Source organism: Flavonifractor sp. An52 (assembly GCF_002159385.1).
Taxonomy (GTDB): Bacteria; Bacillota; Clostridia; order Oscillospirales; family Oscillospiraceae; genus Flavonifractor; species Flavonifractor avicola.
In genome coordinates this window covers 1-14,534 of sequence record NZ_NFIB01000032.1, presented here as the reverse complement: position 1 = coordinate 14,534, position 14,534 = coordinate 1, and the positions used below count along the sequence as shown (strand labels likewise).

Sequence of the window (14,534 nt, the reverse complement as noted above, 5' to 3'; positions counted from 1 at the left end):
GCCGAAAGGCGGCCGTTTTTGGCGCTTTGGGGATCAGTTCAGGCGCTGGACCAGGTAGGGAATGGCACGCTCAAATTCCACGCCGTACCAGTTGGCGTCGGGAGATTCCAGGGTGCAGCGGATGGATTCCACCGTGTAGTCGGCGGCCAGGGCCAGGGCATCCCCCAGCTCCAGGCCACGCATGAGGCCGCCCACGCAGGTGGAGGCAAACACGTCGCCGGTGCCGTGGAAGCTGGCGGGCAGGTGCTGGGTGAAGTAGCTGCCGTACTGGCCGGTGACCTTGTCGTAATACATGACGCCCAGCTTGTCCGGCTCAAAGCTGACGCCGGTGAGGGCCACATACCGGGGACCCAGAGCGGCCAGAGCCTGGAGCATCTCCTTAATATAGACCTCGTCATGCTCCGTGCGGTAGGGCAGGCCGGTGAGCAGGCTGGCCTCGGTCAGGTTGGGCAGGATCAGGTCGGTTTTGGCGCACACCCTGGCCATCTGGGCGGGGAAGTCGGGCCCGAAAGCGGGGTAGAGCTTGCCGTTGTCCGCCATCACCGGGTCCACCACAATGAGGCTGCCCTCCCGCCGGAAGGCGTCAAAGAAGGCGCACACATAGTCAATCTGCTCCGCGGAGGCCAGATAGCCGGTGTAAACGGCGTCAAAGCCCAGGCGGCTCTCCTTCCAGTGGGCGGCAATGGGCTCAATCTGGTCGGTGAGATCCTTGCAGGTGAAGCCGGAGAACATGGTGTGGGTGGACAGCACCGCCGTGGGGACGATGGAGCACTCCACGCCCATGGCCGAGATGATGGGCAGGGCTACCGTCAGGGAGCATTTGCCCAGGCAGGACACATCCTGAATGCTGACGATCCGTTTCAAGAACCGCACTTCCTTTCTGGTTTCGTTGGGTGCAGTATAACAGAGAAACTGACCTTATTAAAGTGTCACATATTGCTTTTTTAGTAAGGTCAGATCTGGGAAAAACTGCGTGAAGTCCGGTTTCTGCGGTTGCACATTGACACACAGGCGTATATAATAAATAAGATCCGGCGAAAAAGCCGGATCTCAGCAAAAAACCTACTATTGTATCACCATTTCCCCCTCCAGCGTTGTGTTTTGCGGTGCCGGACGGGGAGAGGAAGGAAGGAAACAGAGGCATGAACAAGCCTGTTCTTGTGGTCATGGCGGCGGGCATGGGCAGCCGCTACGGCGGGCTCAAGCAGATCGATCCCGTGGGGAGCCACGGCCAGATGATCATTGATTATTCCATCTATGACGCCCGGCGGGCCGGGTTTGAGACCGTGGTGTTTGTCATCAAGCACCAGATTGAGGATACCTTCAAGGCCGCCATAGGCGACCGGCTCAGCAAAGTAATCGACGTAAAGTACGCCTATCAGGAGCTGGACGACCTGCCCGAGGGCTACGCCGTGCCCGCCGGCCGGGTGAAGCCCTGGGGTACCTGCCACGCGGTGCTGGCCGCCCGCAAAGTGGTGGACGGTCCCTTCGCCGTCATCAACTCCGACGATTACTACGGCCCCCAGGCCTTCCGGGAGATCTATCAGTACTTGGAGAGCCATCCCGACCAGCCCGGCTGCTATGAGTACGCCATGGTGGGCTACCGCCTGGGCAACACCGTCACCGAGCACGGCCATGTGGCCCGTGGCGTGTGCGCCGAGGAGGGGGACCACTACCTGAAAGAGGTGGTGGAGCACACCCACATTGAGAAGGACGGGGCGGACGCCCGCTATACCGAGGACGACGGCCAGACCTGGACCCACCTCAGCGGCGATACCATCGTATCCATGAACCTGTGGGGCTTTACCCGCAGCTTCCTCACCGAGGCGCAAGCCCGGTTCCCCGCCTTCCTGGACAAGGCCCTGGTGGAAAATCCGGAGAAGGGGGAGTACTTCCTGCCCAGCGTGGTGACTCAGCTGCTGGAGGAGGGCAAGGCCCGGGTGAAGGTGCTCCGCAGCGCCGATAAGTGGTACGGCGTCACCTACCGGGAGGACAAGCCGGTGGTGGTGGCTGCGGTAAAGGCCATGACCGAGGCGGGCCTCTATCCCGACGATCTGTGGGGTGTGTGCGACCATGGCGCCTGCTGAGCAGTACTTACAGGAGGCCCTGAATGCCTTTGACTTTGGAGGAGAAGTGGTGGGCGCGGTGCGGTTTGGCTCCGGCCACATCAACGACACCTTCTGCGTCCACACCCAGCCGGGGGAGGACCCCTGCCGCCGGTTTATCCTCCAGCGGATCTCCCGCAACGCCTTCCACCACCCGGAACAGGTGATGGCCAACATTGCGGGGGTCACCAACTATCTGAAAAAGGAGATTGCCGCCGAGGGGGGCGATCCGGAGCGGGAGACCCTCTCCCTGTGCACCGCCCGGGACGGCAGCTACTACCATACCGACCCCGAGGGGGGCGCCTGGCGGGTGTACCCCTTCCTGGAGGACACCATGTGCCTCCAGTCTGCCGAGACGCCGGAGCGGTTTGCCGCCTCGGCCCGGGCCTTCGGCAAGTTCCAGCGGATGCTGAAGGACTACCCGGCGGAGACTTTGTACGAGACCATCCCCCACTTCCACGACACCGAGGCCAGGCTGGCCCGGCTGAAGGAAGTGGTGGCCGCCGATCCTGTGGGACGAGTGAAGGAGGTAGGCCCCGAGCTGGACTTTGTAGCCGCCCGGGAGGCCGACTGTTCCGTGGTGCTGGAGGCCCTGCGGCGGGGAGAGCTGCCCCTGCGGGTCACCCACAACGACACCAAGCTCAACAATGTGCTGATGGACCGCAAGACCGGCGAGGCGGTGTGCGTCATCGACCTGGATACCGTGATGCCCGGCCTGTCGGTCAACGACTTCGGCGACTCCATCCGGTTCGGTGCCAACCACTGCGACGAGGATGAGCGGGACATGAACAAGGTCCACTTCGACCTGAACCTGTTTGATGCCTACACCCAGGGTTTTCTGGAGGGGGCCGACGGGGCCCTCACCCCCGCGGAGCTGGACTACCTGCCCTGGGGCGCCCGGCTCATCACCCTGGAGTGCGGCATCCGCTTCCTCACCGACTACCTGGAGGGGGACAAATACTTCCGTATCCACCGGCCCGGCCAGAACCTGGACCGGTGCCGCACCCAGTTCAAGCTGGTGGCCGATATGGAGGCCTGCTGGGACAAGATGTGCTCCGCGGTAGATAAATATCGATAAGAAATGAGGCGCCTTCCTTCTAGGAAGGCGCCTCGTTTTTTATGCGGGCTGGTTGACCACCCCGGCAAAGAGGGGCTGGCCTGCGGTGCTGGTGAGGACAAAGAGGAAGGGCCGGTCCAGGGTGAAGTCCACCTCGTCCTCCGGCATACCGGAACCCCCCATTGCCATGACGGTGAAGGCGGCGGCGGTGACGCCCTCCTCATCCACCGCCACCCGGGCGGCGTGGGTGGCCTGAGTGACAGAAATGTCCTCCACAGCTTCCGTCATGGGAGTGAAGTCGGACGCCGCCGGGTCAAACACGTCGGTGATCCCCATGGCCTGCAATCCCTCAATCAGATCCAGCTGGCCGGACACGTCAAATTTGGGCATGGACAGGTTGACAATGAGGTACTTCTGATTCTCCCACTCCCCGTTGGAGAGCAGAAAGTCCTGGGCCTCCGGATCAGCCAGCAGCTGGTCCACGCTCACCCCTTCGTCGGGGAGGACCATCCACAGGGTGCCGCCGTAGTCCACAGATTTGCCCACGGCGGAGAACCGGTCTCCCCAGCAGTAGTTGTTGGAGGAGGAGCTGTGCATGAAGTCGCACTTTACGTCCCCGTCGGGGGCGTGGAACGTGTCGGGGGCGGTGTTGTCCGGGTTGAACTCCTGGGACCACCGGCCCTGATAGTACACGGTGGTGGCCAGGGCCAGCACCGTCTCCGGGTCCAGGCTCACCTGGTCCGCAGCCTCCTTCAGCAGCCCGCCGGTCTGGTCGTTGAGCCAGGTCTGGAGGGCCTGGTCCAGCTCCGCCGACCCCATCTGCCCCTGGTAGGAGGAGGCGTAGTAGGTGTCGGCCAGGGTGTTCAGGGTGGACTGGTTGAAGGGTATGTCCTCATTGAGCCACAGGGAGGAGGCCAGGATACTGGTCACCGCTCCGTCGTGGCAGTAGTTGGCGTTCCACAGGGCCCTGGCCTGGGTCCGCAGGGCCTCGATGCTGTCCTGCCCCAGCAGGTCCAGGATCTGCTGGCGGCTGCTGCCGTCGGTGAGCTCGGCCAGCATCCCCAGAGCGAAGTAGATGTTCAGGGGGGAGCATACCTTGTTTTCTGTCCCACTGTCTCCCAGGAACTGGCGCAGGGTGGCTGTATAGTATCCCTCCAGCCCGCTGTCATAGCCCTCCGGCTGGTTCAGCTGGGCCTTTTGGCTGGTCCGCCAGGTGTCGTAGTCGGCGCTCCAGCGGTCGGAATCCAGGGAACCGTCCGGGTTGAGATAGTCCATCTCGTTGGGGTAGGGGGCCATGTCCGGATACTCCGCCACCGCCAGGGCGGAGGCCTGGCTTGTCAGAGGACTGCCTCCGGGCCACAGCACGATACCGATGACAATGGCGGCGGCCGCCGCCACGGCGGTGAGCCCCATCCACAGGGGGCGGCGGTGAGGCGCTTTTTGGGGCGGTTTATCCGCCTGAGCCACCAGCTCCGGGTCGACGTGCTCCAAGCTGTCCAACAGATCATCCGCTTTCATACCGTAAATCCCTCCTTGATCAGGTGGTCCCGCAGCCGCTGCCGGGTGCGGAACAGGGTGGTTTTCACCTTGCTCTGGGTGAGCCCGTACCGCCGGGCGATGGCGGCGATGGGGTCGAAGAACCAGTACCGCCGCAGGAAAAGGTTCCGGGCCTCCTTAGGCAGGGCCTTGAGAAAGGCGTTCAGGCTCTCCCCCAGGGCCAGCGCGTCCACCAGCGCCTGGGTGTGGTCGGGTCCGGGTAGGCAGTCCTCCAGCTCCTGAGTGAGAACGGTGAGCCGGGCCAGCTGCCGCCGGCGGGTGAGGGCCCGGCAGCGGTCCAGCACCGTGTGGCGCATGAGCCGGGCCAGGAAGGGGAAGAGGTAATCCCTGGGCTGGTGGGGCGGGATGCTGTCCCAGGCCAGCAGGTAGGCGTCGTTTTCGCACTCCTCCACCGTCAGCCGGTCGGGCAGCAGCCGGAAGCCCAGCTGCCGCAGGCGGCTGCCGTACTTGTCCGATGCCGCCCGGATGCCTCCCTCGTCCCGGGTCAGAAATAAGGTCACAATCTGGGCGTCCTCCACGGTACTCACTCCTCTCCTGTGGGCTGGTGAAAAGGCCTTTCACCCCTGTCAGCGAGTTGGGAGGGGGAAAGGTTACAGTCAGAACTAATTTTTATGGGAAAAAGGGGCCTGCCGCTGGCAGGCCCCTTTTGGTTTAAAGCTGGGAGAAGGGCTGAGGAATCAATTCCCCGGCGCAGTAGCGGGCGGCGATATTCCGGTCGTCCCCGTCGTAGAGGAACTGCTCCAGCCGCTCGAAGGGGGTGCGCTCCACCAGGGCATCCAGAGCGGAGGGGCGGAGCACCAGGGCGTCAAATGCGAAGCCGGGCAGGAAGGCGCCTACCTGACCGAAGAAGGAGCCCGCGCCCCGGGTGGCCAGATAGAAGGCCTCGGTCAGGGAGAGGGGGGCCTGGTCGGGGTGGTTCAGCCAGCGCAGCTTGGAGGCCTGCACCGTGGCGGTGACGCTGCGGCTCAGGTTGGCGGTGTGGCCTCCGGCCACGTCGCTGGCCACGCAGCACCGCAGCCCCTGCTCCAGGTCCTGCCGCAGGGGCATGATGCCGCTGGACAGGTTGGTGTTGGACAGGGCGCAGTGGGCCAGCATGACGCCTTTCTCTCTCAGTAGGGCCTTTTCACCGTCGGACAGGTGGATGGCGTGGGCCATGATGGTCTTGTCCTGCCGCAGCAGGCCGAAGTGCTCGTACACCTGGGTGTAGGTGGGGATATCCGGGTGGAGCTGGGCCACCCAGGCCACCTCACTTTGGTTCTCCGACAGATGGGACTGGATGGGCAGATCATACTTCTCGCCCAGTCGGCCCAGACCATCCATCAGCCTGGCCGTGGTGGAGGGGACGAACCGGGGGGTGAGGATGAAGCCGGTGCGGCGCAGCGCTTCCCGGCTGCGGCAGATCAGCTCCTCCGTGTCCGCCAGGGAGGCGTCGGTGTCCTCCCGCAGATTGTCGGGGGAGTTGCGGTCCATGTTCACCTTGCCGATGAGGCCCCGGAGGCCGGAGGCCTCGGACAGCTCCATAAGACGCCAGGCGGCGTCCTTGTGGATGGTGGCAAAGGCGGAAAAGCGCAGGGTGCCCACCGCCCACAGGTGGTTGAGAAAGGCCTTCCACGCCCGGTCGGCAAAGGCGGAATCGGCAAAGCGGGCCTCCGCCGGGAAGGTATAGGTCTCCAGCCAGGGCAGCAGCTCCTTGTCGTAGCCGATGCCCCGGTTAATGATCTGGGGGGCGTGGATGTGCAGGTCGGTAAAGGCAGGGATGATCAGGGCGTCCCCCCAGTCCTCCACCGGCTGACCGGCGTACTCCGGGGGCAGAGTGTCATACAGACCAACGATAGTCTCTCCCTGGGAGATTAGATAGGCCTCAGGACGTACCTCCAGCGTCCCCAGTTTGGGAGTGTGTAGGAAGGTTCCTTTCAGGATCATGTGGTACTCCTTTCAGAGTTGAAAAGAATCAGGGTACCAGTTCCACGGTATAACCCAGCTCACGCAGGCCGCTGACAATGCCGCCGGGGTCCACCATGTGGCCGGCGCCCACCGCCATAAAGTAGGTGTGGCTGCCCTCGGTCTCCAGATAGCCCGCGGCGGCCTCGATCATGCCGGGGTCCCGCTGGGTGAACAGCTTGGAGTTGAGCTCGTCGGTGCTGTTGATGATGGCGGCCTTGTCATAGACCTTGGAGAAGGCCTCCGGGTCCCGGTCCTTCCAGGCGGCGAACATGGCGGAGAGCATCTCCTCCTGTGCCTGGAGCGCCTCGTCGATCTCGGGGGAAGTGGCGGCGCCGGACAGGGTGGCCTCAAAACCAGCCAGAGCGGAGTCCAGATAGGCCTCCTGATACTCGGGGGAGAGACCGTCAAAGATGCCGCCCTGGAAGGCGTAGGTCTCCACCGCGCCGATGGCCTTGCCGGAATTGACGGCGGCGGCGTTCACATAGAGGTCAATGGCCATGGCGTTGCTGCCGGTGGTGTCGTCCTGCATGGACAGGGTGGAGATGGTGGAGGCCAGAGCCCAGGGCTTATAGGCGTCCAGCCCGTTGGGGTCCATGCCCAGGGCGGCAGCGGCGGCCTGTACCCGCTGATAGAGCTCGGGGCTGATGTGGTCGGCCAGGGTGGTGCCGTCCTGATAGGTCTGCATACTCTGGAGCAGGGCAATGCCCTCCTGGTCGTTGAGATCCAGCTCAAAGATGACCTCCTCGGAGGCCTGAATGGCGTCCCGGAGGGACTTGTGGAGGGGATAGACGTTGTCCCGGTCCAGATGTATGGTGCCCAGCAGATACAGGGTATTATCCCCGTTGGTGGCCTTCCACAGCAGGCCCTTGGAGCCGGCGTCCTGCCCGTCATAGATGGCCAGGATCAGCCGGTTGGCCATGACCATGGCCTCCTGATAGGTGCAGGTGCGCTCCTGGGCCAGGCTTGCGCCGTCTCCCTGGACCACGCCCAGCCCGGTCAGAAAGGCCTCCGGGCCCTCCTCCACGCCGGGCAGGTCATAAGTGGCCGCCTCTTGATACAGGGCGTTCATCACGCCGCCCCGGGTGGTGTCTACCACCAGGCCCACGGCGTCTGCCGTCCGGGGTTCCAGCTCCAGCAGGGCCAGCTTGTCGGCCACTACCTTGGTCATGGACTCCAGCTGCTCCATGGTCACCGGGCTCTGGATATAGGTGGTGTAGTTGTCGTCCACCAGACCCAGGGCATAGCTGTCTGCCAGCTGGTTTACCGCCCAGGGGGAGGGCTGCTGGGGCTCCGCCGCCAGCGTGGGAAGGGCCAGCAGAGCGGCGGAGAGCAGACCGGCCAGTGCTTTCTTCAACAGATTCCGTTTCATAGGGATGCTCCTTTCCTTGTGTGGGGCACTGTGTTTATGCCAGACTGAGGCTGGCGATGTACTGTTTGGCGGTGCGGGGCGTCCGGCCGGGATGTCTCATCTCCCAGCGGTCGGCGCCGGTGCGGAGGGTCTCCCGGTCCATGGTCACCCCGTGCAGTGCGGCCATTTTCTCCACCAGGCCCAGGAATTCAACCTTGTTCAGGGCCAGATAGGGGATACGCAGGCCGAACCGCTCGGCCAGAGAGGTCTTTTCCTGAATGGTCTCGCTGGCATCCACCTCGTCCCCCGCCCGGTCGGAGAAGGTCTGCCGTACCAGATGGCGGCGGTTGGAGGTGGCGTAGATGGCCACGTTGGCGGGACGGCGCTCCAGACCGCCCTCCAGGATGGTTTTCATGACAGAATAGGTGGTGTCGTCCTGATCGAAGGCCAGATCGTCGATAAACAGGATGAACTTGAGCCGCCGCCCGCCCAGCTTCCGGATGAGCCGGGGCAGATCAGCCAGTCCCTCCTTCTGCACCTCGATAAGCCGCAGGTCCTCAAAGCCGGGCTGGGAGAGCAGGCTCTTCACCGTGGCCGACTTGCCGGTGCCGCTCTCTCCGAAGAGAAGCACGTTGTTGACGTGGTGGCCCTCCAGCATGGCCCGGGTGTTGGCAATGACCTGGTCCCGCTGGAGCTCGTAGCCCAGCATCTCGTCGGGGCCGGGACAGTCGGGCTCCTCCACCGGGAAGAGCTGGCCGTCCTCCCACAGGAAGGCACGGCTGCGGGCGAAGAGGCCGGAGCCGTGGGCACGGTAGAAATCGGTGAGCCCCTCAAAGGTGAAGGGACAACCGGCGGGCCACCGGGGCAGGCCCTCCAGCACCGGCAGCAGGGCGGGGTCGGCCTTCCGGGCTATGGCGGCAATGAGCTGCCCGCAGTCCAGTTCACACAGCTGGGCGAAAATGGCCACGTCCCGGCGGGCGGCCTCCTCCAGGGCGGGGTCTGACCCGCCCTCCTCGGCCAGCCGGGCGTAGGGGGACTCGGTATAGCGCAGTTGGTCGTACAGCCAGTCCCCCAGGCTGGGGTACCGGCCCTCCCGCAGGGTATAGAAGAGACTGGCGTAGGCCTCCGCCGCTCCGGCGGCGTCCCCTCCGGCCAGCTTGTCCAGCAGCGTGCGTACCAGACCCAGCTCAGGGGTGTCCAGAATATGTCGATAAGCGGCCACGCCCCCCAGGGCGAAGCGCAGGGTTTCCGTTGTCATAATGGGTGCCTCCTTGTCTGTGTCCATTTTATGCGCGGGTGGCCCTGCTGTCAATGCAAAGGCTTGACTTGCGCTCCGGTTTTCCGTATGCTTGAGGAAACGAGCATGGAGAAAGGAAGTCTTGTTTATGCTGTTACAGGAGCAGCGGGAGCAGGTGGTGGAGTACGGCAAAAAGCTGGTCACCACCGGCCTCACCGACGGAACCTTCGGCAACCTCAGTGTATTTGACCGGGAGAGCGGCCTCATGGCCATCAGCCCCTCCGGTATGGACTATTTTGCCACCACCCCGGAGGACGTGGTGGTGGCCGACCTGGAGGGCAAGGTGGTGGAGGGCAAGCGCAAGCCCTCCAGCGAACTGGACCTCCACCGGCTGTTTTACCAGCGGCGGCAGGATGTAAATGGGGTGGTCCACACCCACTCTACCTTCGCTACGGTGCTTTCCTGCCTGCGCTGGAATATTGAGCCGGTCCACTATCTGGTGGCCTACGCCGGGCGGCAGGTGCCCTGCATCCCCTACTATCCCTTCGGCTCTCTGGAGCTGGCCGAGGCGGCCTGGGAGGGGATGAAGGAGGAGTACAACGCCTGCCTGCTGGGCAACCACGGCCTGCTGACGGTGGGGGGCAGCCTGTCCTTCGCCTTTGACGCCGCCCAGCAGCTGGAGTTTCTGGCCAAGGTGTACTACTACACCAGGCAGGCCGGGGGCGGCGTGAACCTGACGCCGGAGGAGCTGGAGGCGGTGCTGGGTAAGTTCCAGAGCTACCGCCAGGCCTGAGCCTTGCATTTTAGCCCGGTTCAGAGTACAATCTGGACTGGAAACCAAGAGAGAAGGAAGTGAACCAATGGATCGGGAGGAAGCCTTTGAATTTCTGGACCGGACCGCCCGGGGGATCGCGGAGATGTTTGGCTCCACCTGCGAGACGCTGGTCCACGACATGGGGGACCCCAGGCACCCCATTTTATCCATTTATAACGGCCATGTATCCGGCCGGACGGTAGGCTCCACCATGGACATCCTGGGCACCGCCAAGGAGCTGGACCAGGACGCCTTGGTCACCGATTTCGTCAACCTCTACGCCACCACCCCCTCGGGCCAGCAGATCAAGAGCAGTACCTTCCACCTCATCGGGGAGGACTTCAACCTGGCCCTGGGCATCAACTTTGACTACAGCTCTCTGGTCTATGCCAACCGCATCCTGGTGGATCTGATGAGCGCCGAGGCCGACCTGCAAAGCGCCATGTGGCACGGCGGGGAGGGCCAGCTGACCCAGATCTTCGAGGAGTGCCTGGCGGCGGTAGGCAAGCCGGTGAACGTGCTGACCAAGCGGGACCGGATGAAGATCATTGCCCTGTTGGACCAGAAAAACGCCTTTTCCTTCCGCAAGTCGGTGCCCTTTGTGGCCAAGCGGCTCCAGGTGTCCCGGTATACGGTGTACAAGTACCTGGGGGAGCTGACCGGCGCCGCCGGCGGAGATGAAGAACCCAAGGAGGAATAAGTTCCATGTATCAGGATCAAATCAACGCCTATTTTGACGACCCGGCCCGCCGGCAGCAGCTGGTGGAGGCCATTTCCCGGCTGGTGCGTATCCGCAGCGTCCGGGAGGAGACCCAGCCTGGAATGCCCTTTGGTCCCGGCCCCGCCGCCGCCCTGGCGGAGGGCCTACGCCTGGCGGAGGAGCTGGGCTTCTCCGTCAAGAACTACGACAACTATTTAGGCGCTGTGGACTTCAACGATCAGGAGACCCAGCTGCACATCCTGTGCCACCTGGACGTGGTGGGGGAGGGCACCGGCTGGACGGTGACGGAGCCCTATGAGCCCATCGAGGTGGACGGGATGCTGTACGGCCGTGGCACCGACGACGACAAAGGCCCCGCTGTGGCCGCGCTGCTGGCCATGCAGGCCGTCCGGGACCTGGGGGTGCCACTGAAGAAGAATGTCCGGCTGCTGCTGGGCACCGACGAGGAGAGCGGCTCTGAAGATATCGCCTATTATTATAGTAAGGAGCCCTACGCCCCCTGTACCTTCTCCCCCGACGGCGAGTTCCCCGTCATCAACCTGGAGAAGGGCAGCTACAAGCCGGTATTCACCAAGACCTGGGCGGCGGAGAGCGCCACCCCCCGGGTGAAGGAGCTCCACGGCGGGTTCCGCATCAACGTGCTGCCTCCCGAGGCGGAGTGCGTGGTGGCCGGCCTGTCCGCCGAAGCGGCGCAGCCTTACTGCGACAAGGCTGCCGGTGAGACCGGCGTCACCTATGTGCTTACCGAGGGGGGAGATGACCTGCATATCCTGTGCAAGGGCAAGGGCGCCCACGCCTCCACTCCGGAGGAGGGCGTCAACGCCATCACCGGCCTGATCCATCTGCTGTGTGCTCTGCCCCTGGCCAAGGTGGGTTCCACCGCTGCCCTCCATGCCCTGAACGCCCTCTTCCCCCACGGGGACTGCGCCGGTAAGGCTCTGGGCATTGCTCAGGCCGACGAGATGTCCGGTCCGCTGACCCTGGCCTTCTCTCTGCTGGAATTGAACGACACCGGACTGTCCGGCCAGTTTGACAGCCGGGTGCCGGTGTGTGCCAATGAGGATAACTGTAAGGCCGTGACTGAGGCTGCCTTCGCCAAGTTCGGCTTTACTGCCGAGGGTGGGATGCAGGCCCCCCATTATACCCCCGCCGATACCCCGCTGGTCAGCACTCTGCTCAAGTGCTACGAGCAGTACAGTGGCCGGAAGGGGGAGTGCCTGGCCATCGGCGGCGGCACTTACGTCCACGATATCCCCGGCGGCGTGGCCTTCGGCTGCGCCATGCCCGGCTTCAACGGCAATATGCACGGCGCTGACGAGCACACCTGCATTGCCGACCAGCTCACCGCCGCCAAGATCTTCGCTCAGGCCATCATTGACCTGTGCGGCTGATGGAAACCCATTGATTGGGTCAAAAAGACCGAAATCTCCAAACAGGGGATTTCGGTCTTTTTTGCGGCTACCTGATGGCTACCCGCTGGCTACCAGTAGCCGGTTAAAAAAGTGGAAAGCCTTGCAGCACAATCTGTCCTTGAAAAACTCGTAGGATGTTCCCTCCTCATGGTCAAATCAAATAAGGAGGAATTCCAAATGAGAAACCTCAAGAGGACTCTCAGCCTGGCTCTGGCCGCTGTTATGCTGATGGGCATGATGGTCGTGGGCGCCGGCGCTGCGAGCAAGGATTTCACCGATGCTGGTGAGATCAAGAACGTTGAGGCTGTCGACGTTATGGTCGCGCTCGGTATTCTCGAGGGCGGCGATAAGGGCGACTTCCAGCCCAACTCCATCCTGACCCGTGAGCAGGCTGCCAAGATCATCTGCTATATGCTGCTGGGTGAGGAGTCCGCCGAGAAGCTGACCACCAACTCCGCCGTGTTTAGCGACGTGGCTGCTGATCGTTGGTCCGCTCCCTTCATCGGCTACTGCGTGAACCTGGGCATCCTGGCCGGCGACGGCAACGGTCACTTCTTCCCCGAGGGCAAGCTGACCGGCGCTGCTTTCGCTAAGATGCTGCTGGTTGCTCTGGGCTATGATCCTTCCATCGAGAAGTACACCGGCAATGACTGGGTCATCAATGTGGCTGCCGATGCCATTGAGGCCGGCATCTCCCCCAAGGGCCTGGTGCTGACCAACGAGCTGTCCCGTCAGAACGCCGCTCAGATGGCCTTCCAGACCCTGACCGCCGACATGGTCAAGTATGACAACAAGGGCACCGTTATCACCAACGCTGACGGCAGCTCCATTGTCATCGGCAACACTCCCGCTGAGTCCGTTCCCTACAACGACGCCAGCAAGAACTACTCTGACGACGGCGAGGGCCTGGGCTATCAGCAGTTCTGCGAGAAGTACTTTGCCGACCTGAAGAAGGTCACCGGCGCTTCCGAGACCGACGCCTTTGGCCGTCCCGGTTACTCCTGGTACTATGGCAAGAACCAGAACGACGACACCAAGGTCGGCACTTACTCTGACGAGGCCGATTACACTGTCGTGGTCAGCAAGGCCAGCAAGGACGTGGCCTACTGGGCTGAGCAGGCCAACAAGAAGCTGGAGTTTGTCACCGGCCAGAATGCCACCACCTTTAAGGGCAACGGCATGGCTGACCCCGCTGGCAAGACCGCTATTCTGAATGTGGGCGATGTTGTTGAGTTCTTCGTGGACGGCAACAACGTTGAGCAGGTCATCGTGAACCGCTACACCGCCGACGTCATCACCGAGGTTGACACCGATGTGAAGGACGCTGACGCTGAGGACGGCGTGACCGCCTACATCACCTTTGACAACGCTGGTACCTTCAACAACACCGACATCGCTGGCTACAACGCCGACACCTATGTGGAGGACGCTGTGGTGGCCATCGTTGAGGACGGCGACGAGATCATCGGCTCCTATGTCTGCGAGGCCGTTGAGGGCGCCATCACCGCTTACACCAGCACCACCTACACCATCGATGGCACCAAGTACACCAAGACCGGCACCGCTGACGACGAGATCGCTGGCGATGTGGACTTCGAAGAGGGTTCCTATCCTGAATAGTTACCGGTAACGCAGGCGGGACCTGTTTTTGCCGCAGCTAGCGCAGCATCGATTTTCTTCAAATCCTCGTTGAAGTCGGTCCGCAGGAAGGGGTCCGACCCTTCCCACTGATGCAGCTGATAATGTTCCGTATAGTTTGCCATACACATTCCTCCTTGTTTTGATTGAGGGGGCTTACCGCTGCGGTACCGCCCGGCGCCTTATATTCTCTTTCACCCCCACCGTTCGGCGGTTGGGGGCATTTTGTTGCATCGGCAAAAAGACATCCATGGAGGAATGGAAGTCATCATAAAAAACCGGCAAGCCGTTGCAGCCCAAGCTGTTCAGCCCCTGGAAACAGCTGCTGATATCCACTGGGCAGCCAAAATCAGAGCAAAAACATAACTGAAACCTCCAGTATAGAACCGTTGACGGTGGAACCGAACCCTGCCAAAATACAAGATACGACACTGTTCGACCATCATTGGGTGCACTGAGGAGGAGTTGGAATGGCAAGAAAGACGATCAAAAAGAACCTGGCGTAGCCGCCCGTATCACGGCAGACTAAATTGGGCTTGACAAACCTGGCATCTAAGCATATGATTAGAAAGAAGATAAAAGTTTAGTCCAATGGTATGAAGTCAAGTAGGTGATGCAAGAAAATTTCAAATGGGAATGAGTAAAAAGGACCATGTAGGCAGGAAAAAGACAACGCCAATCCAAGCCCTGTCCCTGAGTTT

Annotated in this window: 13 protein-coding genes; 6 read left to right on the top strand and 7 right to left on the bottom strand. The window is 62.4% G+C overall.

All coding sequences use genetic code 11. The annotated features are described in order from the left end of the window. Positions 1 to 33: 33 nt before the first annotated feature. Positions 34 to 873, bottom strand: coding sequence for a pyridoxamine kinase (locus B5G06_RS11600; RefSeq protein WP_343286365.1), 840 nt, complete (start codon positions 871 to 873; stop codon positions 34 to 36). Between the two features lie 269 nt (positions 874 to 1,142). On the opposite strand from B5G06_RS11600, the gene B5G06_RS11595 reads away from it, so the two are divergent. Together B5G06_RS11595 and B5G06_RS11590 are read left to right on the top strand one after the other, a co-directional pair. Continuing rightward, positions 1,143 to 2,087, top strand: a complete 945-nt coding sequence (locus tag B5G06_RS11595) for a nucleotidyltransferase family protein (RefSeq protein ID WP_087189221.1) — start codon at positions 1,143 to 1,145, stop codon at positions 2,085 to 2,087. Continuing rightward, on the top strand, positions 2,074 to 3,183 hold the full coding sequence (locus B5G06_RS11590; RefSeq protein WP_087189220.1) for a phosphotransferase enzyme family protein: 1,110 nt from the start codon (positions 2,074 to 2,076) through the stop codon (positions 3,181 to 3,183). The genes B5G06_RS11595 and B5G06_RS11590 overlap by 14 nt, the downstream gene beginning before the upstream one ends. Positions 3,184 to 3,222: 39 nt before the next feature. On the opposite strand, the gene B5G06_RS11585 is transcribed toward B5G06_RS11590, so the two are convergent. From B5G06_RS11585 to B5G06_RS11565, 5 genes are all read right to left on the bottom strand, one after another. Beyond that, the gene (locus B5G06_RS11585) at positions 3,223 to 4,680 is read right to left on the bottom strand and encodes a serpin family protein (RefSeq protein ID WP_087189219.1); all 1,458 of its coding nucleotides are present in this window, start codon (positions 4,678 to 4,680) and stop codon (positions 3,223 to 3,225) included. Continuing rightward, on the bottom strand, positions 4,677 to 5,246 hold the full coding sequence (locus B5G06_RS11580) for an RNA polymerase sigma factor (RefSeq protein WP_242955474.1): 570 nt from the start codon (positions 5,244 to 5,246) through the stop codon (positions 4,677 to 4,679). The genes B5G06_RS11585 and B5G06_RS11580 overlap by 4 nt, the downstream gene beginning before the upstream one ends. 124 nt (positions 5,247 to 5,370) lie before the next feature. Continuing rightward, the gene (locus tag B5G06_RS11575; RefSeq protein WP_087189217.1) at positions 5,371 to 6,642 is read right to left on the bottom strand and encodes an amidohydrolase family protein; all 1,272 of its coding nucleotides are present in this window, start codon (positions 6,640 to 6,642) and stop codon (positions 5,371 to 5,373) included. Between the two features lie 28 nt (positions 6,643 to 6,670). Then, positions 6,671 to 8,032 carry a TraB/GumN family protein gene (locus B5G06_RS11570; protein ID WP_087189216.1) on the bottom strand — a complete coding sequence of 454 codons (1,362 nt, stop codon included), beginning with the start codon at positions 8,030 to 8,032 and terminating at the stop codon, positions 6,671 to 6,673. Positions 8,033 to 8,066: 34 nt separating this feature from the next. Next, positions 8,067 to 9,269 carry an ATP-binding protein gene (locus B5G06_RS11565; protein WP_087189215.1) on the bottom strand — a complete coding sequence of 401 codons (1,203 nt, stop codon included), beginning with the start codon at positions 9,267 to 9,269 and terminating at the stop codon, positions 8,067 to 8,069. A gap of 127 nt (positions 9,270 to 9,396) precedes the next feature. Between B5G06_RS11565 and B5G06_RS11560 the strand changes: the two genes are divergently transcribed. From B5G06_RS11560 to B5G06_RS11545, 4 genes are all read left to right on the top strand, one after another. Continuing rightward, positions 9,397 to 10,041, top strand: coding sequence for an L-fuculose-phosphate aldolase (locus B5G06_RS11560; RefSeq protein ID WP_087189214.1), 645 nt, complete (start codon positions 9,397 to 9,399; stop codon positions 10,039 to 10,041). Positions 10,042 to 10,108: 67 nt separating this feature from the next. Next, positions 10,109 to 10,762: a helix-turn-helix transcriptional regulator gene (locus B5G06_RS11555; RefSeq protein ID WP_087189213.1), complete on the top strand. Its 654-nt coding sequence runs from the start codon at positions 10,109 to 10,111 to the stop codon at positions 10,760 to 10,762. Positions 10,763 to 10,767: 5 nt separating this feature from the next. Next, positions 10,768 to 12,174: a Sapep family Mn(2+)-dependent dipeptidase gene (locus B5G06_RS11550; RefSeq protein ID WP_087189212.1), complete on the top strand. Its 1,407-nt coding sequence runs from the start codon at positions 10,768 to 10,770 to the stop codon at positions 12,172 to 12,174. A gap of 198 nt (positions 12,175 to 12,372) precedes the next feature. Continuing rightward, positions 12,373 to 13,815: an S-layer homology domain-containing protein gene (locus B5G06_RS11545; protein WP_158094708.1), complete on the top strand. Its 1,443-nt coding sequence runs from the start codon at positions 12,373 to 12,375 to the stop codon at positions 13,813 to 13,815. Here the strand turns inward: B5G06_RS11545 and B5G06_RS14075 are convergent. After that, positions 13,803 to 13,958, bottom strand: a complete 156-nt coding sequence (locus B5G06_RS14075; RefSeq protein WP_158094707.1) for a hypothetical protein — start codon at positions 13,956 to 13,958, stop codon at positions 13,803 to 13,805. The genes B5G06_RS11545 and B5G06_RS14075 overlap by 13 nt on opposite strands. Positions 13,959 to 14,534 lie beyond the last annotated feature (576 nt).

What these genes read in the sequence shown, in the direction of transcription:
- B5G06_RS11560 (WP_087189214.1), top strand. Translation starts at nt 9,397, where the DNA reads ATGCTGTTACAGGAGCAGCGGGAGCAGGTGGTGGAGTACGGCAAAAAG.
- B5G06_RS11570 (WP_087189216.1), bottom strand. Translation starts at nt 8,032, where the DNA reads ATGAAACGGAATCTGTTGAAGAAAGCACTGGCCGGTCTGCTCTCCGCC.
- B5G06_RS11585 (WP_087189219.1), bottom strand. Translation starts at nt 4,680, where the DNA reads ATGAAAGCGGATGATCTGTTGGACAGCTTGGAGCACGTCGACCCGGAG.
- B5G06_RS11555 (WP_087189213.1), top strand. Translation starts at nt 10,109, where the DNA reads ATGGATCGGGAGGAAGCCTTTGAATTTCTGGACCGGACCGCCCGGGGG.
- B5G06_RS11590 (WP_087189220.1), top strand. Translation starts at nt 2,074, where the DNA reads ATGGCGCCTGCTGAGCAGTACTTACAGGAGGCCCTGAATGCCTTTGAC.
- B5G06_RS11565 (WP_087189215.1), bottom strand. Translation starts at nt 9,269, where the DNA reads ATGACAACGGAAACCCTGCGCTTCGCCCTGGGGGGCGTGGCCGCTTAT.
- B5G06_RS14075 (WP_158094707.1), bottom strand. Translation starts at nt 13,958, where the DNA reads ATGGCAAACTATACGGAACATTATCAGCTGCATCAGTGGGAAGGGTCG.
- B5G06_RS11575 (WP_087189217.1), bottom strand. Translation starts at nt 6,642, where the DNA reads ATGATCCTGAAAGGAACCTTCCTACACACTCCCAAACTGGGGACGCTG.
- B5G06_RS11545 (WP_158094708.1), top strand. Translation starts at nt 12,373, where the DNA reads ATGAGAAACCTCAAGAGGACTCTCAGCCTGGCTCTGGCCGCTGTTATG.
- B5G06_RS11550 (WP_087189212.1), top strand. Translation starts at nt 10,768, where the DNA reads ATGTATCAGGATCAAATCAACGCCTATTTTGACGACCCGGCCCGCCGG.
- B5G06_RS11595 (WP_087189221.1), top strand. Translation starts at nt 1,143, where the DNA reads ATGAACAAGCCTGTTCTTGTGGTCATGGCGGCGGGCATGGGCAGCCGC.